Genomic DNA, 18668 nt, shown 5'->3' on the forward strand with positions numbered 1-18668 from the left:
ATATTATATAGCTGATGGCAGCGATGTTTGTTTTTATGGCCCGGAAATATTGGGGAGGTAAGTTTGTCTGACAGTAAGACGACATTGAGGCGCGAACCGCAAGCAACGAGCTTTTTGATTGAGGAGCTTACCAAGGTATATCAGTCGGGGGATACCCAAATCCATGCCCTGCGCGGCGTGAACATGGCGATTCCTTCGGGGGAAGTCATTGTCTTGCTCGGCCCTTCCGGCAGCGGCAAGTCGACTTTTTTAAATATTATCGGCGGCCTGGATCAGCCCAGTGCCGGCCATGTCTATTTCCGCGGCCGCGATCTCGCCGCTTTTACGGAACAGGAGTTGACCTTTTATCGCCGGGAGAATATCGGTTTTGTCTTTCAGGCCTATAACCTGGTGCCGAGCCTGACCGCACTGGAGAATGTCGCCCTGGTCACGGAAATTACCGAAAATGCCATGGCGCCGCTTGATGCCCTTGATGCGGTTGCTTTAAAAGACAGGGCCAATCATTTTCCCGCCCAGTTGTCCGGCGGCGAGCAGCAAAGGGTCGCCATTGCCCGGGCGATTGCCAAACGCCCGGAAGTCTTGTTGTGTGATGAACCCACCGGGGCGTTGGACAGCGAAACCGGCATTATGGTGTTAAAAGCCCTGCTCGAGGTGAACCAGAAGTTTGGCACCACCTGCATCATCATTACCCATAATGCCTCAATTGCTGATCTTGCCCACCGGGTGGTGCATTTTTGTGACGGCAGTGTCAGCCATGTACAAACCAATGACGTCAGAAAAAGCGCGGAAGAAATGATTTGGTGACGATTTAACAAGCTCAATAACAGGCGAATAGCCGGAGTATGGGGAAGTTTGATGATAGGGGCTCTGAATCAAAAACTGATCAGGGATATCTGGAAGATAAAGGGACAGATGACGGCGATCATCCTGGTGATGGCGGCGGGGATTGCCGTTTATGTCATCATGTTCGGGGTGCTTGACAGCCTGCGCCTGACCCAGCAAACCTATTATGAGCGTTACCGTTTTGCCGATGTTTTTGCTTCCCTGAAACGCGCTCCCGAGGCGGTTAAACAACGCATCCAGGAAATTCCCGGGGTTTCGGTGAGCCAAAGCCGGGTCCGTTTTGGCGTGACCCTGCAGATGCCGGATATGTTAGAGCCCGCTACCGGCATGGTACTGTCACTGCCTGACGGCAAGCAGCCGCTGCTTAACCGCCTCTATCTGCGCACCGGACGCATGCTCTATGCCAATGAAGAGGATGCCATTCTCGTTGATGAAAGTTTTTTTATCGCCCACCGTTTAGCCCTGGGGGATAAGGTCACTATGGTGGTTTATGGCCACCGCCGCAGCTTTAACATTGTTGGTGTGGTGCTCTCGCCGGAATATGTGTACAGCATAGCGCCGGGGGCCTTGATGCCGGATAATAAAAGGTTTGGCATTTTCTGGATGGGACGGCGTGCGCTGGCAGCGGCGGTGAATATGAAAGGGGCGTTTAATGATTTGTCCCTGAGTTTAGAGCGTAACGCCAATACCGAACGGGTTAAAGAGCAGCTCGACCTGCTGTTAAAACCCTACGGCGGTTTGCTCGCCTTTGACAGGCGGGAGCAAATCTCCAATTTCTTTCTCGAAAATGAATTAAAGCAGCTGGAGGCGATGGGGCTGATGGCGCCGGTCATTTTTCTCAGCGTGGCGGCGTTTTTAATTTATGTGGTTATGTCGCGCCAGGTAACGACCCAGCGGGAGCAAATCGGCATGCTTAAGGCGGTGGGTTATAGCGACCGGGAGATCATTTTCCATTATCTAAAAATGGTGCTGGTGATCACCGGTTGTGGTGCTGTGATAGGTTTGGCGCTCGGTGCCTGGATGGGAGTGGGCATGACCAAGATGTATGCCGAGTTTTTCCGTTTCCCCATTCTTAAATACAGCTTTTCCTTTCAGGTGATGATTTTTGCGGTATTGCTGTGCACCCTGGCAGCCATTGCCGGCACCCTGATGGCGATTCGCAGTGCGGCACGTTTGCCGCCGGCGGAGGCGATGCGCGTGCAAAGCCCGGCGGAGTTTAAACAGACCCTGTTTGAGCGGCTGGGGCTGCACCGCCATTTGTCTTTTCTTAGCCGGATCGTTTTCAGACAATTGGAGCGGCGTCCCTGGCGGGCGCTGTTTTCCGCCCTGGGTATGGCGATGGCGATGGCTATCCTGGTGTTCAGTTTTTTTATGGAAGATTCCATGAGTTACCTGATGGATGTGCAATATGAGCTGATCCAGCGGGAAGATGTTAACCTGAGTTTTGTTGAAGCCGTGCCTTACCGGGCGCTGGAAGAAATCAAGGTCATTCCCGGGGTACTGCGCATTGAGCCTTTACGCAGTCTTGCGGTGAATTTGAAGTTTAAACATTATCAAAAACGCACAGCGATCATTGGTTTAACGGCAAAACCCGAGCTGTTTAGGGTGATCAGGGAGGATTTGCAGCGTTTTGAGTTGCCGCCGGCCGGCTTGGTCATGAATGAGAAGCTGGCGCAGATCCTCCAGGTTAAAAAGGGCGATATGGTGACGGTGGAGGTGCTGGAGGAAAAACGCCAGACCCTGCATATCCCGGTAAGCGGCATCATTAAAGAGTTTATCGGCCTCGGGGTGTATATGGAGATCAGCCGGTTGAATTCCTTGCTTGATAGCCAGGAAAAAATCACCGGCGCCTCGTTAATGACCGACAATAACAACAGCATGCTCTTGTATCAAAAAATTAAAGAGATCCCCAAGGTTGTCGGCCTGAATATTACCTCGGTGCTCAGGCGTATTTTTGAAGAGCTGATGGCGGAAAACCTGCTGAAAATGGTCAGCACCAATATGCTGTTTGCCTGTTTTATCAGTTTCGGGGTGATTTATAACACCGCCCGCATTACCTTGTCGGAAAGGGGGCGGGAGCTGGCCAGCTTGCGGGTGTTGGGGTTAACCCGGCGGGAAGTGGCCTATCTGCTCTTTGGTGAGCTTGGGGTGATCACTTTGTTTTCCCTGCCGCTGGGCATATGGATAGGGCAGGGCCTGGTGCAGGGCATGGTTTCGTCTATGGACAGTGAATTGTTTCGCATTCCTGTCTATCTGGAAAAGTCTACTTATGGTTATGCGGTAGCGATAGTGCTGGTGAGCACCCTGGTGTCATTTTACCTGGTATGGTATCAGCTGGATCGTCTGGATCTGGTGAGCGCACAAAAAGGGGTCGAATAATGGGGGAGAATAGCAGATGAAAGTCAAACAGGTGAAGTATCTGATTAAACTGCTGCTGGGGCTGGTGGCGGTGGCATTATTGGTCTTTGCTTTTATTCCCGAGCCGGTGAAGGTGGATATGTTTACTGTCGCCAAAGGTAACTTGCTGGTGACTTTAGAAGGCGAAGGTAAAACCCGTATCCATGATATTTATACCGTTTATGCCCCCATAGACGGCCGCATCACCCGGATTGAGAGCGAGCCGGGTGACAGGGTAACCGCCGCGGAAACCATTATTGCCAATATGTTCCCCGCCAATCCCCAGTTTTTGGACAAACGCCGGGAAACCCAGGCGAAAGCGGATATTGAAGGGGCCAGGGCGGCGCTGTCACTGGCTAAGGCCAGGGTGAAACAGGCGCAGGCAGAGCTGGAATTTGAACTTTCTGATTTTAAACGCACCGAATTGCTTTATCGCCAGCAAACGGTATCCAAAGCCCATTTAGAGCGGGCACAATTGCGCATTAAAACCCTTAAGGCAGAGCTGGAAACCGCGCTATCCAACCAGGAAGTGATGGAGTCACGCCTGGCGGCGGCCCGCGCCATGCTGGTACAGCCGGAAGAGCAGGAAGAGGCAGGCAACGGCGGCGATTGTCATATTTGCATTCATTCGCCGGTGGATGGCCGGGTGCTGAGGATATTGCATAAGAGCGAAAGTATTGTGGCGGTGGGGACACCGCTGGTGGAAATAGGCAATCCGGCGGATCTGGAAGTCAGTATCGAAATGCTGTCCACCAATGCGGTGAAAGTTAAACCCGGCGACGAGGCCCTGATCAAGCGCTGGGGAGGGGAGCAAGATATCAGGGCCAGGGTACGTTTAATAGAACCTTCCGGCTTCACCAAGATTTCCGCCCTCGGTGTCGAAGAGCAAAGGGTTAATGTTATTTTAGCTTTTACCGACCCGGCGGAAAAATGGCAAAGCCTGGGAGACGCCTTCAGGGTCGAAGCCGCCATTATCATCGACAAGGCGGAAAATGTGATTTCTGTGCCTTTATCTGCCTTGTTCAGGCAAGAGGAGCAGTGGTCGGTTTTTAAAGTGGAGGATGGTTATGTGGTGTTGCAGCAGGTGGAGGTCGGCAGGCGCAATGACAGGTTTGCGGAAATTACTTCCGGCTTGCAAGCGGGTGAGCAAGTGATCAGCTATCCGGGCAATAAAGTGTCTGCCGGTGTGCGGGTTGAAAAAAGGTAGCCGGATTGAACGTTTTTTAGCTAGTCGTTAACAAAAATAGGCGGTTTTATCGCAAAAAACGTTACGCTGGCGCAATAAAAAGCAGTTAATTACGCTACAGGGCACATTTTCATTGCGCTTGAAGAATTTCTTATCTAGTATGCCTTATCAATAATAAACAAATGAGAAGTTAATACCATGAACAAAAGTGAATTAGTAGAAAAAATGGCCGAAGGCGCTGATATCTCCAAAGCCGCTGCTGGACGTGCGTTAGACAGCTTTATAGGCGCCGTAACTGAAGAGTTAAAAAATGGCGGTGACGTAGCGCTTGTTGGTTTCGGTACTTTTAAAGTAACTGACCGTGCCGCCCGTACTGGCCGTAACCCGCAAACTGGCGCAGAAATTCAAATCGCTGCTGCTAAAATGCCTGGCTTCAAAGCTGGTAAAGGTTTAAAAGACACAGTAAACGCATAAGCTGTCAGCTTAAAGTTTCAGAAAAAAACCAGCTCAATGCTGGTTTTTTTATAGCTATAGCAATATCCCTTATCAGGTTTATCTGTTGCAAGGGGTAGGACTATTGCCCAAAGGCATAATAGCCTTATCAAATGCCGGTAATTTTTACCGGCATTTCTTTACCGGCAGTAAAGTGCTGATGGTTAACCGCACCTGCGGGTTACACATTGGCAAGTTTGCGCATCGATAGTGTTACAGAAGTTCGAGTAATCGTCACCTCGTCCGGCACCGCCCCCCGCAACTTGAGGGGTCATCTCTGCCGGCATGCCTTTATCATTTTTCGATAGGTTTTTAAGTTTATTTTTATTCAATTTAAGTTTCATTTATACGTCCATATTTAAGATGAGGGTTTTGTGCTGATTAGACAGCAGTTAACTAAGTTAATGGTTATCGAGTGTAAGTCAACGAAAAATAAGGGGTATTATTACATGAGACTTATCAGTGAATCGTAGTTTTGAGCGCTTGAGAAATTGAAAGTTGATGAATAAACAGCCCCAGAGCTTGCCAATACTGTTCACGCTTAAGTGAAGAATATTGGCGCAAAGCTCTGTTCTATTCAGGTGCGGATCATTTAACAGGCTTACTGGTAACCGCCAAAGGATCCGGCAGGGCCGGGAAAAACCACCGGGCTTTCAAAGCCCTCTTTGGAGACACTGCTGACACCAAAGAAATAGTTATCAATGACGATGTTCTTCAATTCAAATTCAGTCACATCACCGACATATTGGCTACGGGTCCAGGTAGGCTCAGTGGTTAAACGCCAATAAAGTCGATAGCCGGCCAAGTTTTCCGCCATTTTACCCTGCGGCCGCTGCCAGCTCAGTGTGGTTGAGGCTTTTACCGCACCGCTAATTTCCACTTCAGCCGGCGGTGGCGGCGCCCAGGCCATAGCAGCCAGGGTGACGGCATTTAAAGAGGTTAGCTTGGCGTTATAAGGGAAGTTGACTCCGGAAAGCACATCACCGAATTGACGGCCGTTCTCGTTGCGTAAGTTTTGATGTTGGCGATCATAATGTTCATTGGTTTCCATGATCCGTACCCCGGGAAACCCCACCTCATTAAACGGCCGGTGGTGACCGCCGCGGCCAAAGCGATCGAGCCGATAAACCATCATCACATCAAGATTGGGGATGTAATTATCGGCAATTTTGTCAATATAGCGGGCGACATTGCGGGAGGGGGAGTCGACTTCACCGCCGGTGAAACGACGTTTACGTGCTTCTTCAGCGGTTTCAACAAAGCGGGTGCCTTCTGAAAAGACCCGTGCCGTGGCATTATTGGTGACGCCATTGATACCGGAAATGTTGCCTATCATGTCGTTATTAATGACCGCTTCGACACGCCAGCCTTCTTTTTTCGCTATGCCGGCCATGATTTTGCCGCCAAACAAACCCTGCTCTTCTCCCGATAAGGCAGCATAAACAATAGTGCCGGCAAATTTATGCTGGGAAAGTACCCGGGCTGCTTCAAGTACACCGGCGATGCCTGAAGCATTATCATTGGCGCCGGGGGAGTCACTGGCGGCATCTAAGGGAGCGGTGACCCGTGAATCTATATCGCCGGTCATGATGATATAACGGTTAGGATCTAAAGTGCCCCGTTGGATAGCAACAATATTAACCACTTCCGTTGGCTCGGGAATACGCTTTTCACCGGAAAACGTTTGTTTTTGTTCAATCACATCTAAACAACCGCCGCATAAAGCCGAAATTTGTTCAAATTCGCTTTTTATCCAGCGCCTGGCTGCGCCGATCCCCCGGGTATCTGATTGTGTTTCTGACAAGGTATGCCGGGTGCCAAAAGACACGAGTTTAGTCACCGTTCTCTTCACCTGCTCGGCACTCACTTCTGCCTGGATTGTTCTCAATATGGGGTGCTCTGTCGGCGGTACCCGGGGCAAATCTTTTGCTGCCATTACGCTTTGGGGTAATAAAAGTGCGGAGATGGCCAGTGTGATAACGCCGGGTCGAAAGGCTTTTAACATCATAAGGTTCCGTAATCATTTAACGATTGACTGAGATTAGCACAAGCGAGTGATAACTGACCATAAATGTCTTAACTGCCATCGTCTCTCTTATTGGTGCAGGGAAATATAATGATGTCGGGATGAGCTTGATGGGGGGCTAACAGGGAGCTTAGCATTGTTTGCCTATCACCAAGGAGCCATTCAGGTTATTTTGAGCTTTAAGCCGTATTATCTACAGTTTAAAACTCAAAACCTTAGTAGCTCCCGGTGAAACTTATTGCTGCTTATTTCAAGTCAAAGCGATCTAACTGCATGACTTTGACCCAGGCGGCAACAAAGTCATTTACAAACTTCTTGCCGGCATCATCTGAAGCATAGACTTCGGTAATCGATCTTAATTCAGAATTAGAGCCAAAAATGAGATCGACGGGGGTCGCTTGCCATTTTAATTTGCCTGAGGCGCGGTCATGACCTTGATAAATGCCGGTATTACCTTTGGCTTTAGTCCATGTTGTAGACATGTCTAACAGGTTGACAAAGAAGTCATTGGTTAATGTGCCCGGCTGGTCGGTAAAAACACCTAAAGCGGAGCCGTCGTAATTGGCATTTAATGCGCGCATGCCGCCAACGAGTACCGTCATTTCAGGGACGTTCAAACCCAATAAGTTGGCTTTGTCGATGAGCATTTCTGCCGGTGACATATAGCTTGTTTTGCTGTAATAGTTGCGGAAACCGTCTGCTGTTGGCTGTAAATAATTGAATGATTCAATATCTGTTTGTGCTTGTGAGGCATCGGTACGCCCTGGCTTAAAGGGGACTTCAAGGTTGTGGCCTGCCTGCTTTGCCGCGCTTTCAATGGCGGCAGCACCGCCCAGGACAATTAAATCTGCCAGTGATACTTGCTTGTTAGCAGATTTGCGGTTGTATTTCGCCTGGATTGACTCAAGCTTTGGCAGTACTTTGTTTAGTTCAGCGGGGTTATTGACTTGCCAGCTTTTTTGCGGCTCAAGCCTGATGCGGGCGCCGTTAACACCGCCGCGCATATCGGTGACTCGATGGCTGGCAGCAGCAGCCCAGGCGGTTCTGATTAATTCAGCGTTGGTTAAGCCGGAATCAAGCAGTTGTTTTTTCAGTTTGGCGATATCTTTTGCGTTAATGAGCTGGTGTTTAACGCCGGGAAGCGGATCTTGCCATAACAGCACTTCACTTGGCACTTCTGCGCCAACATATCTTGCCCGGGGGCCCATATCGCGGTGAGTTAACTTGAACCAGGCCTTGGCAAAAGCGCGATCAAACTCGCTGGGATCTTTTTGAAAGCGCTCGACGATTTTTCTAAAGCCCGGATCTTCTTTTAATGCCAGGTCGGTGGTGAGCATGATAGGGGCATGACGTTTATTGGCTATATGTGCATCCGGTACCAGGTTTGCTGCTGCTTTATCGTCAGGAATCCACTGAATGGCACCGGCAGGGCTTTTACTTTGTACCCAGTTAAAGTTCATCAGGTTGTCTAAAAAGTTGGATGACCACTGGGTCGGGGTTATGGTCCAGGCACCCTCTAAACCACTGGTTGAGGTATCTGCGCCTTTACCTGTGCCACACTTGTTTTTCCACCCTAAACCTTGTGCTTCAACCTCTGCGGCGGCAGGTTCCACGCCGACACATTTATCCGGTTTTTTCGCGCCATGGGCCTTACCTAGAGTATGACCGCCGGCGATCAGGGCGACAATTTCTTCATCATTCATGGCCATGCGGCCAAACGACATTCTGATGTCTTTAGCCGCCAACAATGGGTCGGGGTTGCCGTGGGGTCCTACCGGATTAACATAAATTAAGCCCATTTCGACTGCCGCAAGCGGGCCTTTGAGTTTGCCTTTTTTGTCTCTGCGTTTGTCATCCAGAAAGGCGGTTTCCGGACCCCAGTACACTAAATCAGGCTCCCAGTCGTCGCTTCGGCCGCCGGCAAAACCAAAGGTTTTAAAACCCATGGATTCAAGGGCAACATTGCCGGAAAGCACCATTAAATCTGCCCAGGAAAGTTTGCGGCCGTATTTTTGTTTGACCGGCCATAGTAGCCGCCGTGCCTTGTCCAGGTTGGCATTGTCGGGCCAGCTGTTCAGCGGATCGAAGCGTTGCTGGCCGCCGGCAGCACCGCCGCGGCCGTCATGGACACGGTAAACCCCTGCGCTGTGCCAGGCCATGCGGATCATTAACGGGCCGTAATGTCCCCAGTCTGCGGGCCACCAGTCTTTAGAATCGGTGAGGGTCGTCTGAATGTCTTTTTTAAGCTGTTTTAAATCAAGGGTTGCAAATGCTTTGGCATAATTGAACTGTGCGCCGTAAGGGTTGGACTCTTCGCTGTGTTGCCTGAGCGGACTCAGGTTGAGTTGTTCCGGCCACCAAAATTGGTTGGTTTTTGCTTCACCACTTGCCAGCGCTGTAGTCGACAGCGCCAGAGAAGATAAAGCAACTGATATCGCTACTATAGGGAGTGTGCTTTTTAACATTGTAATGCCTCTTTCTTATCATAAGTTTGTCAATAAATCCCTTTAAGTAGGAAGAGAGTAGAATAGAAAAGGCTTGTTGAATAATTGATTGAACTGAAGATAATGTTTGATATTTTTAATTATAAAATGTTGCTGCTTTTAATAGAAAATACAAACTGTTATCAGGCTTTTGTCAGCGATGAACTGTGTTGTCAGGTTATATTGCCGTGATAAGCTATAGTCAAACTGATTAAAAAAAGCTTTATGTTCAATAAAAACTATCATCGGTAAATATGATTTCATTAAAACAACTCCATTATGCACTGGCAATAGAGAAGACATTGCATTTTAAAAAAGCTGCTGAAGCTTGTAATGTCTCGCAATCGACTTTAAGTATTGCCATCAATGAGCTTGAGAAGCATTTGGGGGTCACCATCTTTGAGCGGAATAACAAACAGGTGCTGATCACGGATAACGGCCGGTTGATCCTCAATAAAGCGAAAAAAATCAAACTGGAATTAGACGAACTTTTACAAGTCTCACAAATAAATAAGCAGCCTTTTTCTAGCCCGATGACGATAGGTGTGATCCCGACTATCGGCCCTTACCTGCTGCCAAAAGTGTTGCCTGAGATGCGAAGAAAATACCCGGATATCAGGTTGAAAATCGTTGAAGAACAATCTCATGTACTGGTAGATAAGGTGAGAAGCGGTGACATAGATGCGGCAGTGCTGGCCTTGCCTTTTCCCATTGAAGGGCTGATGCGTTTTGATTTTTGGCAGGAAGACTTTTACTGGGTGAGTCATAAAGATGAGTGCCCGAGCCAAATGCAGGAAATCACCAGTGAAGAGCTGGAAGTGGAAAAGCTGATGCTGCTTCGGGAGGGACATTGCTTAAAAGACCATGCCTTGGCCGCCTGCAGTTTGCAGAGCCAGCAACAGAACGCGGATTTTGATTCTTCAAGCTTGCATACTTTAGTACAGATGGTTGCCGGGAAACTTGGCAGCACCCTGGTGCCGCAGATGGCATTGGATCAATTGATCTATGATGAGTCGGAACTTAGGGCTGTTCATTTAAATGAACCCGGCCCGCACAGAACCATAGCTTTAGTGATCCGGCCAAATTATGTCAGGACCAATGAAATCATTTTGTTGCAGGGGATTTTTAATGGTCAGTTAACGGAGAAGTGTGAGTTAATTAAAGGGTGATGTTGCAATGGGGTGATCCCCCGGAAATATTGCCATTGAGCTCTGGCTGAGAACCTGGAAAATGGTGGCCCCTCCCTGACTTGAACAGGGGACCTGCCGATTATGAGTCGGATGCTCTAACCAACTGAGCTAAGGGGCCATTCATCTCGCTTTAAGAGATAACACAGACGCACCTCAACTAAAGCGGGTGGCAGTATAAGCATTTTTTATTTTGTTGTCACCTATTTCTAAAGTAAAAAATACGATATTTTCCAACTGCCTAAATAGTATTCAAGTATTGCTGTCAAGCTGGCCGTTTTAGTGGCCCGAACACTTGCAAGCGCTCGGGGGCATTGGTTATTTCTGCTTTGTAAGCCAGGTTTATAACCGACGGCGTCGCCAAATGAGCGGCAATAACAGCAGTAAATAACTTAAGTTAACAGCTCCGCCCCCGCCGCTGGAATTGCCTGTATTGGATGTAGAGCCGACGACGGTGACGTTGATACTGTCTGTGGTAGTCGCACCTTTGCTGTCGGTTACCGCTAAAGAAAAGCTTAGCAGGCTGGCATTGTCGGGGGCAATAAAGCTCATGTTGTTTTGCGTGGTATCAAATATGGTGACGGTAGGCCCCGAGCTCTGGCTCCACAGATAGCTCAGGGGATCGTTTTCCGGATCGCTGACGGTGGAGGTTAAGGTGTGCGATTGGCGGGTATTGACCTGTTTATCTTCCCCCAGATTTACCGAAGGGGCCTGGTTGCTTTCGTCATCTGAGATGGTAACCGACAGTTGATTAAAGTTACCCAGCCGGCTGTCATTTACCGAAGCCAGGTTCAGGGTGAAGGTTTCTTCTTCTTCCGCCAGGTCGTCATTGATCAGCGTCAGGATAATGGTTTTGTTGCTTTTATCGCCATCGCTCCAGGTGAGGGTACCGCTGGTGTTTTCTACGTCTTCATCTATTAATGCGCTGTTGTTTTCCAGCTGGTAGCTGACCGATACTTCTCCTTCTACATTGCCTTCGCGGGAAACTATGATGCTTGCCGGTCCCTGGTTTTCCGGCAGTATGACCTCTTCCCGGGTGAAACCTATAACGCCGGTATTGGCCTTGCCGGCGATATTAACCGTCAGGTAGTTGGGGGAAGAAATGGTTGCGCCGCCCGTAGGGTTATATAAGCGCAGGTAAAAACTTTCGCCGAATTCGCCATCGCCTTCGCTATCGACATCTGCAAGCACAGGAACCGAGATGGTTTTAGCCGCGTTGTCGTTGCCTGTCCAGGTCAGGGTGCCGCTTACCTGGGTGTAATCTTCATCGGGCAAGGCGCTGCCGGGTAGTATTTGATAGGAAATACTGGTATCGCTTGTCGGAGTTTCGGCATTGCGTTGTACGCTAATTTCGATACTTTCGCCTTCAACAGCGCTGATGGCTGACTGGCTGAAGCTGATATCCCCCTGTGCGGATGTCTGGCTGTTATCTTTTAAAATATACAGGCCGCTGTTGATATCACTGATCAGGATATTGCCGGAGGGCAGGAAGGGATATACCCCCCAGGCGCCGTTATAGGTGGCATTATTGGAGGAGGGAAAGGTATCAAAGTAAGCCACTTCCACCGGGGTTGCTGCCTGGCTGATATCCAGTACCGTTAAGCCCCGTTCATAGGTGGACATATAATAGCGGTTGCCGCGTACATAACCGTTATGATCCGCTGCCGCGGTATCGCCGGTCCAGGTACCGATTTGCACCGGGTTGTTTAAATCGGCAATGGAGAACATCCTTAAAGTGGTGTTCAACCCGCCAACTCTTTCATCGAATTCATCGTGTAAAAAAATGGTTTGTTGATCTTCACTGGCCCAGCCTGAGTGTACGTATCGAGCCTCCTGGGGGACATCATCATATTTTGCCGAGCCCAGCTGGCTGATATGGTCGGGATTTGAAATATTCCACAGTTTCATTTCATTTTCATTGAAATCAATGAATACCGTACAGTTGCCATTGCTCTGACAGTCACTGGCTGCCCTGTTATCGCTGATCACCACAGAGCTGCCGTCGTGGGTGTAGCCGCTGCCGACCGAGGCATTGTTTAATGCGGTGAGCGATGCCGGATTTTCCAGTGAGTAGTTGTGAAAGGCGCCGCTGAATTTATTGGCGCCGAGCAGTTGCAGGCTTGGGGTGAGTCCCTGCTTGGCAATGTTTAATGTTGGATCGGTATTGCTGATATAAATATTATGGGCGGTGGCCACAGCGGTATTTTTTTCCGCCAGGGTCACCGAGTGCGGCAGGTTATTTAAGTTGATGATGGTGACGTAATCAAGGGTGTTGTCCACTGTGGCATAGGCGTAGGCGCGCCATACTTTGAGGTTATGGTCATAGTACTGGTAGACCTTGATATCGCGCCAGTTTGAATTGGCGCCTGTTATGGTACCTACCTCAACCGGATTGGCACCGTCACTGATATCTACCACGGCAATGCCATTGGTCAGTCCCATAAGGGCGTACTCATTGCCGGTATTCAGGTCAACATGTCCCCAGATATCGCTGGCGGCGCCCGGGCTGGTGGAGAACTGGCTCAGCGGCATATGGGCCAGGAGATCGATATTATTGCAGGCAAAATTACCGGCCTGGCCGTTGCTACAGCTTTGTTGTGATTGTACCCGGCTTAAGCTGGCGTAGCTATCAAGCTGTTTTTTCAGTTTTTTTTCATCTATTTGAGATTTACCGTCTCCAACCAGGGTGAAGCCCTGTTGGCGCAAATTAGCGGCCATTTCTGCCGGCACTCCCTGCAGCAGGGTAGGGTTGCTATCCGGACTTTGGCTCTGATAATGGTCAAAACGGTTATAACCGCCATAAACCGGTACTAAGGCACTTTTTAAATAGAATAACTCTTCGGTGGAATTGATCGGATAGCTGCCGCCGGCCACTAATATCTTGTCGCCTTTATTGGCCTGGCTGACCGCGTAGGCGATGGTTTTACAGGGGCGCAAAGCCAGGTCGCATTTGCCCTTATCCTGCCCCTGGTTGGCAACAAAACGGGCTTTGTCGTGTTCTGAGTGGGCAAAGCTGGCGCTGGAAAAAAAGGTGGTCAACAATGAAAGATAGACTATTTTTATTATCATAATTTAAGCCTTTACCTTGATCCGATGAAATATCTATGGTGCTTAGATTAGTTTTTAGTATACGATAATCATTTGAGTTGTCAGCATGTTTTTATGGGGCTTAATGTCTGATATTAAATTGTTTTTCTTAACGCTGCTTAAAATAACAGCTTTTTTTTCTGTGCTCTTTTCCCTGGCGGCTTGCGATCGTAATCAAGCGGTCAACATCACAGTAACCCCGGTTTACCAGCAGCAGGTGTTAGCGTGCAACAAGCCTTTTTCTCATATGGATAAAAGTTGGCGTTATCAGCAGCTGCAGTTCTTTATCAGCGATCTTGAGGTTATTAGCCAAAGTGATGATTCAGCTTCTGTCCAGGCAAATAACTTATGGCAAACCTGGCCGATGCTGGAAACCGAGTTTCAGTCAGGTATGGTTGCCTTGCTGGGGCAGGTATGCTCGCCTGATGACAGGGATGCTACTTCGGGCAACTGGCAGTTAGCCTTAGCACCTTCCTTTGAGCTTTCGAGTATAAGCCGGATACGTTTTACTTTGGGGGTTCCTTTTAGTTTAAATCATCAAAATCCGCTGACTCAAAAAAGCCCGCTGAATGAGCCATCCATGTTTTGGGTCTGGCGCACCGGCCATAAGTTTTTACGGCTTGAGATGGTTTCAAAAGATGATACCTGGTTATTTCACTTAGGCTCTACCGGTTGTTCGGCTGTTAGTCCGGTAAGGCCCCCGGCAGAGGAGTGCCGCCAGCCAAACCGTTTTCAGTTTGAATTTGCCTTTGACAGCAATACCCCAGAACTGCATCTGGATTTATCTCGTTTATTAACTCAGGTAACGTTAACCCGGGAAAAGAGTTGCCAGTCTGCCCCGGAAAACCCCCATTGCCGACAGATACTGGCCAACCTCAGTGAGCCTGAGTCCCGCTTGTTCCGGGGCAGTGATGATTAATTTAAAAACAAACATTTCTTCCTCAAGGAGCCGGCTGTTTATATTGCCCCTGCTGATGAGCTTTTGCCTGACCGGCTGTGGTAAAAACCAGGAGGTCGAAGGTTATCAATGGCCGATAATCGACGGTTTTCCTAAGCCCCAGGTACCGGCAGATAATCCTATGTCCGCTGAAAAAGTGTCACTGGGGCGGATGCTGTTTTATGATAAAAACCTGTCTGCCAATCAAACCCAGTCTTGTGCCAGTTGCCATTTACAGGAATATGCCTTTGCCGAGCCTTTAACCACTTCGGTAGGCTCTACCGGTCAGAGACACAGACGTAATGCTCCGGCCCTGGTGAATATTGCCTATAACAAAACCCTGACCTGGGCTCACGACGGTTTAACCAGCATAGAGCTTCAGCTGTTATTGCCTATGTTTAGTGAATCGCCGGTAGAGTTGGGGATCACTAACCATGAACAGGAGGTGCTGGCCCGTTTCCAGACCCCGGCCTATCGTGCGCTTTTTCGTCAAGCATTTCCCGATAATTTTCCCGCTGTTTTTGGCAGCGGGGAGGTGAGCTTTGACTTGATCACTAAAGCGCTGGCAAGCTTTGTCCGCAGTTTAATTTCCTTTGACTCCCCCTTTGACCATTATGCTTACTGGCGAGACGATTCGGCGTTGCCGGAAGAAGCGATTCGCGGCATGAATTTGTTTTTTTCGGAAAGGCTCGAATGCCATCATTGTCATGGCGGCTTTAATTTTACCCAGTCAACCGGCCATGAGAAGCAGTTAATCGACCGGCGGCCGTTTCACAATATCGGCTTATATAATGTCGACGGAGCTTCGCGCTATCCGGCGGAGGACAACGGCCTGGCAGAAATCAGCACCCTGGCTGCCGATAACGGCCGTTTTCGTGCGCCTACCCTGAGAAATGTTGCCGTCACTGCTCCTTATATGCATGATGGCAGTATTAAGACGCTGGAGCAGGTGATTGACTTTTATGCCGACGGCGGCAGAAATATTATCCAGGGTCCCAACCGGGGAGACGGGCGTAAAAACACCCTGAAAAGTCCCTTTATGAAAGGTTTTACCTTAACGACCAGGGAAAGGCATGACTTACTGGCCTTTTTACATTCGTTAACCGATAAAGCGTTTTTAACGGCGCCTGAGCATGCTGCACCCTGATCAAGTTGTTTAAAAGCTAAAGCTCAGTCCGGCGGTGATTTCTCCCTGCAACCATAATTCACTGGATACGGAGGCAATACAGCCCTGGTTGCTGCAAAATATCTCGCCGTCGCTGTCGAAGAAAGTGGCAAATAGCCGGGCATCGACACGAAAAGCCAGCTGTTCATTGATGGGCAAACGAGCCTGTAAGCCGAGATTGACTGAAAACTGGCTTTCACTGTCAAAACGTGAGCTTTGCGGCGCCAGGTAGGTAAGTCCTAAACCACCGGAAAATTTTATCGGCACCGGGACATGAGTGAGCGGCACATTGCCGCCAATATGCAGATAAGTCACATCAATCTTGTTATGTGCCGAGAATAAACTTGCGTTATGGCTGGTAAAGTCTGTCTGATAATGGCTGATCAAAAACTCCCCCTGCCGCTGGTCTGAATAGGGCCAGGCGATACTAAAACCGTAACTGGCTTTATCTTCCAGTGAAAGTTCGGTTTCTATTCCTGTTGCCGGATCGGTTTGTTCAAAATCGCCGTCTAAGCGATAGCCGATAAAAGGGGTGAACTCTAATTTCTGGTTATCGTGAGCAAGGACGTCAAGGGGAGAAAAAACGACTACCGACAGGACAAGTGATAAGGGCAAGGCTTTACACATGGCGGTTCCATCTTGGTGTGGGGTAGGTTAAGTATTTATTGTGAAAGGAGAAAAATCCAGTTTTCAGGGCTGCCGCGGGCAGAGGGGAGGTATAAACGTTTTTATTGGCTAGCAAATTTCACACATAAAAAAAGCATGTTTATCTGAGATAAACATGCTTTTATATACAGGATGTATGGTATGTCACGGCCACACGGATGTGGATGAGTGACCTAAGTAAGAATGTACTTACGCTCCGTGTTTATTCACCGTCTAAGAAGCTTTTCAGCTGCTCTGAACGGGACGGGTGACGAAGCTTACGTAAGGCTTTCGCTTCAATCTGACGGATACGCTCACGGGTAACGTCAAACTGCTTACCCACTTCTTCCAAGGTGTGGTCGGTATTCATATCAATACCGAAACGCATTCTTAATACCTTGGCTTCACGGGCGGTTAAACCGGCAAGCACTTCGTGAGTGGCATTCTTCAGGTTTTCAGAAGTGGCTGAATCAACCGGCAATTCACCGCTGCCATCTTCAATAAAGTCACCTAAGTGCGAATCTTCATCATCACCGATCGGGGTTTCCATGGAAATAGGCTCTTTGGCAATTTTTAATACCTTACGGATTTTGTCTTCCGGCATTATCATGCGTTCGGCCAGTTCTTCCGGCGTCGGCTCGCGACCCATTTCCTGCAACATCTGGCGGGAAACACGGTTAAGTTTGTTGATGGTTTCGATCATATGTACCGGAATACGGATAGTTCTGGCCTGATCGGCAATTGAACGGGTGATCGCCTGACGGATCCACCAGGTTGCATAAGTCGAGAACTTGTAACCGCGACGGTATTCGAATTTATCCACCGCTTTCATCAGACCGATATTACCTTCCTGGATCAGATCCAGGAACTGCAAACCACGGTTGGTGTATTTCTTGGCGATGGAGATAACCAGACGTAAGTTGGCTTCAACCATTTCTTTCTTGGCGCGGCGGGCTTTGGCTTCACCGATTGACATACGACGGTTGATGTCTTTGATGCCGTGAACATTCAGGAAAGTTTCCTGTTCAAGCATGTTGAGTTTGTAGATACAACGTTCAACGTCCTGCTCGACATCCGCCAGTTTAGCTGAATAAGGTTCGCCGGCATTCTTTTGCGCTTCAAACCAGTCTTTTGAGGTTTCATTACCCGGGAAAATCTTGATGAAAGTCGCTTTTGGCATACCTGCGCCAACCACACAGTGTTTCATGATCAAACGCTCTTGAACACGTAAACGGTCCATCACGCTGCGCATGTTTTTCACCAGGCGGTCAAACACTTTAGGAATTAAGCGGAATTCTTTGAAGACATCGGCGATACCGTCGATGGCAACTTGAGAATCGGCGTGGCCGCGGCCTTTTTCGTCGATGATCTTATTGGCGTGCTCGTAAGCGGCGCGCAGCTGGGCGAACTTTTCTTTCGCCAACTCAGGATCAGGACCGGTTTCTTCATCGTCCTCATCGCTGTCGCTGTCTTCGTCATCGTCGAGATCGGCATCTTCATCTTTCAGATCTTCATCTGACAGCTCTGAGCCGATATGGGTGGCTGCAGCGGCGATATCGTCGTCTTCGGCATCCGGATCCAAAAAGCCGACTATGATGTCGCTTAAGCGAATTTCTTCGGCAACAAAGTTATCCCATTGCTCTAACAGGAAGTTGATGGCCGGCGGGTATTCGGCAACGCTGTGTTGTACTTCCTTGATACCTTCTTCGATGCGTTTGGCAATAACGATCTCACCCTTGCGGGTTAACAGCTCAACGGTACCCATTTCACGCATGTACATACGTACCGGGTCGGTTGTACGGCCGATTTCGCTTTCTACCGTTGCCAGCGCTGCTGCGGCAGCTTCTGCAGCATCTTCATCGGTATTGGCTTCACTCATCATCAACGTATCCGTATCCGGTGCGTTTTCAAACACCTGGATACCCATGTCGTTGATCATTCGAATGATGTCTTCAACCTGATCGGAATCGATAATATCCTGAGGAAGATGATCGTTAACCTCGGCAAAGGTTAAGTATCCTTGCTCTTTACCTTTGGTTATTAACTCTTTAAGTCTGGATTGTGGGGCTTGAACCATTGACGAGTGTCCACCTATGTAGGGCTATCAAAATAAGAAAAAATAAAGCAGGAAATTGTAGCAAGGCCACGGGTAAATTTCCAGCAATAAACGTTTTCGATACTAAATTAGCATTGATTTAATTATAGTCTTTGTTGCTATTG

The 18668-nt window shown here is 48.9% G+C and carries 13 protein-coding genes and 1 tRNA gene; 7 read left to right on the plus strand and 7 right to left on the minus strand.

Annotated features, from left to right (window positions below):
- Positions 1 to 63: 63 nt before the first annotated feature.
- The 4 genes from QL234_RS00305 to QL234_RS00320 all read left to right on the plus strand — a co-directional run bounded on the left by QL234_RS00305 (position 64) and on the right by QL234_RS00320 (position 4900).
- Positions 64 to 804, plus strand: coding sequence for an ABC transporter ATP-binding protein (locus QL234_RS00305; RefSeq protein WP_281555883.1), 741 nt, complete (start codon positions 64 to 66; stop codon positions 802 to 804).
- A 51-nt stretch (positions 805 to 855) separates the two neighbouring features.
- Positions 856 to 3222, plus strand: coding sequence for an FtsX-like permease family protein (locus tag QL234_RS00310; RefSeq protein ID WP_281555884.1), 2367 nt, complete (start codon positions 856 to 858; stop codon positions 3220 to 3222).
- A 16-nt stretch (positions 3223 to 3238) separates the two neighbouring features.
- Positions 3239 to 4447, plus strand: a complete 1209-nt coding sequence (locus QL234_RS00315) for an HlyD family efflux transporter periplasmic adaptor subunit (protein WP_281555885.1) — start codon at positions 3239 to 3241, stop codon at positions 4445 to 4447.
- A 177-nt stretch (positions 4448 to 4624) separates the two neighbouring features.
- A complete protein-coding gene (locus QL234_RS00320) occupies positions 4625 to 4900 on the plus strand; it encodes an HU family DNA-binding protein (RefSeq protein ID WP_044831917.1) in 276 nt (91 codons plus the stop codon).
- A gap of 182 nt (positions 4901 to 5082) precedes the next feature.
- On the opposite strand, the gene QL234_RS00325 is transcribed toward QL234_RS00320, so the two are convergent.
- The 3 genes from QL234_RS00325 to katG form a co-directional block, all read right to left on the minus strand.
- Complete coding sequence (locus QL234_RS00325; protein WP_281555886.1) at positions 5083 to 5262, minus strand: hypothetical protein; 180 nt, start codon at positions 5260 to 5262, stop codon at positions 5083 to 5085.
- A gap of 257 nt (positions 5263 to 5519) precedes the next feature.
- On the minus strand, positions 5520 to 6854 hold the full coding sequence (locus QL234_RS00330) for a M28 family metallopeptidase (protein WP_281556934.1): 1335 nt from the start codon (positions 6852 to 6854) through the stop codon (positions 5520 to 5522).
- A 335-nt stretch (positions 6855 to 7189) separates the two neighbouring features.
- On the minus strand, positions 7190 to 9409 hold the full coding sequence (gene katG, locus QL234_RS00335) for a catalase/peroxidase HPI (RefSeq protein WP_281555887.1): 2220 nt from the start codon (positions 9407 to 9409) through the stop codon (positions 7190 to 7192).
- A 272-nt stretch (positions 9410 to 9681) separates the two neighbouring features.
- Between katG and QL234_RS00340 the strand changes: the two genes are divergently transcribed.
- Positions 9682 to 10596, plus strand: coding sequence for a hydrogen peroxide-inducible genes activator (locus QL234_RS00340; protein ID WP_281555888.1), 915 nt, complete (start codon positions 9682 to 9684; stop codon positions 10594 to 10596).
- A gap of 62 nt (positions 10597 to 10658) precedes the next feature.
- On the opposite strand, the gene QL234_RS00345 is transcribed toward QL234_RS00340, so the two are convergent.
- Together QL234_RS00345 and QL234_RS00350 are read right to left on the minus strand one after the other, a co-directional pair.
- A tRNA-Ile gene (locus QL234_RS00345) sits at positions 10659 to 10735 on the minus strand.
- Between the two features lie 221 nt (positions 10736 to 10956).
- Positions 10957 to 13683 carry a choice-of-anchor B family protein gene (locus QL234_RS00350; RefSeq protein WP_281555889.1) on the minus strand — a complete coding sequence of 909 codons (2727 nt, stop codon included), beginning with the start codon at positions 13681 to 13683 and terminating at the stop codon, positions 10957 to 10959.
- Between the two features lie 103 nt (positions 13684 to 13786).
- Here QL234_RS00350 and QL234_RS00355 point away from each other — a divergent pair, with 103 nt between their 5' ends.
- Together QL234_RS00355 and QL234_RS00360 are read left to right on the plus strand one after the other, a co-directional pair.
- A complete protein-coding gene (locus QL234_RS00355) occupies positions 13787 to 14620 on the plus strand; it encodes an MbnP family copper-binding protein (protein ID WP_281555890.1) in 834 nt (277 codons plus the stop codon).
- Positions 14613 to 15785 (plus strand): methanobactin export MATE transporter MbnM, encoded by a 1173-nt coding sequence (locus QL234_RS00360; protein WP_281555891.1) that lies wholly within the window; start codon positions 14613 to 14615, stop codon positions 15783 to 15785. Before QL234_RS00355 ends, QL234_RS00360 begins: the two co-directional genes overlap by 8 nt.
- 9 nt (positions 15786 to 15794) lie before the next feature.
- On the opposite strand, the gene QL234_RS00365 is transcribed toward QL234_RS00360, so the two are convergent.
- Together QL234_RS00365 and rpoD are read right to left on the minus strand one after the other, a co-directional pair.
- A complete protein-coding gene (locus QL234_RS00365; RefSeq protein ID WP_281555892.1) occupies positions 15795 to 16430 on the minus strand; it encodes a hypothetical protein in 636 nt (211 codons plus the stop codon).
- Positions 16431 to 16671: 241 nt separating this feature from the next.
- Complete coding sequence (gene rpoD, locus QL234_RS00370) at positions 16672 to 18525, minus strand: RNA polymerase sigma factor RpoD (protein WP_044831909.1); 1854 nt, start codon at positions 18523 to 18525, stop codon at positions 16672 to 16674.
- Between the last annotated feature and the right edge of the window lie 143 nt (positions 18526 to 18668).

This window comes from Thalassomonas sp. RHCl1 (assembly GCF_947387555.1).
Lineage (GTDB): Bacteria > Pseudomonadota > Gammaproteobacteria > Enterobacterales > Alteromonadaceae > Thalassomonas.

What these genes read in the sequence shown, in the direction of transcription:
- QL234_RS00310 (WP_281555884.1), top strand. Translation starts at nt 856, where the DNA reads ATGATAGGGGCTCTGAATCAAAAACTGATCAGGGATATCTGGAAGATA.
- QL234_RS00315 (WP_281555885.1), top strand. Translation starts at nt 3,239, where the DNA reads ATGAAAGTCAAACAGGTGAAGTATCTGATTAAACTGCTGCTGGGGCTG.
- QL234_RS00320 (WP_044831917.1), top strand. Translation starts at nt 4,625, where the DNA reads ATGAACAAAAGTGAATTAGTAGAAAAAATGGCCGAAGGCGCTGATATC.
- QL234_RS00325 (WP_281555886.1), bottom strand. Translation starts at nt 5,262, where the DNA reads ATGAAACTTAAATTGAATAAAAATAAACTTAAAAACCTATCGAAAAAT.
- QL234_RS00330 (WP_281556934.1), bottom strand. Translation starts at nt 6,854, where the DNA reads ATGGCAGCAAAAGATTTGCCCCGGGTACCGCCGACAGAGCACCCCATA.
- katG (WP_281555887.1), bottom strand. Translation starts at nt 9,409, where the DNA reads ATGTTAAAAAGCACACTCCCTATAGTAGCGATATCAGTTGCTTTATCT.
- QL234_RS00340 (WP_281555888.1), top strand. Translation starts at nt 9,682, where the DNA reads ATGATTTCATTAAAACAACTCCATTATGCACTGGCAATAGAGAAGACA.
- QL234_RS00350 (WP_281555889.1), bottom strand. Translation starts at nt 13,683, where the DNA reads ATGATAATAAAAATAGTCTATCTTTCATTGTTGACCACCTTTTTTTCC.
- QL234_RS00355 (WP_281555890.1), top strand. Translation starts at nt 13,787, where the DNA reads ATGTCTGATATTAAATTGTTTTTCTTAACGCTGCTTAAAATAACAGCT.
- QL234_RS00360 (WP_281555891.1), top strand. Translation starts at nt 14,613, where the DNA reads ATGATTAATTTAAAAACAAACATTTCTTCCTCAAGGAGCCGGCTGTTT.
- QL234_RS00365 (WP_281555892.1), bottom strand. Translation starts at nt 16,430, where the DNA reads ATGTGTAAAGCCTTGCCCTTATCACTTGTCCTGTCGGTAGTCGTTTTT.
- rpoD (WP_044831909.1), bottom strand. Translation starts at nt 18,525, where the DNA reads ATGGTTCAAGCCCCACAATCCAGACTTAAAGAGTTAATAACCAAAGGT.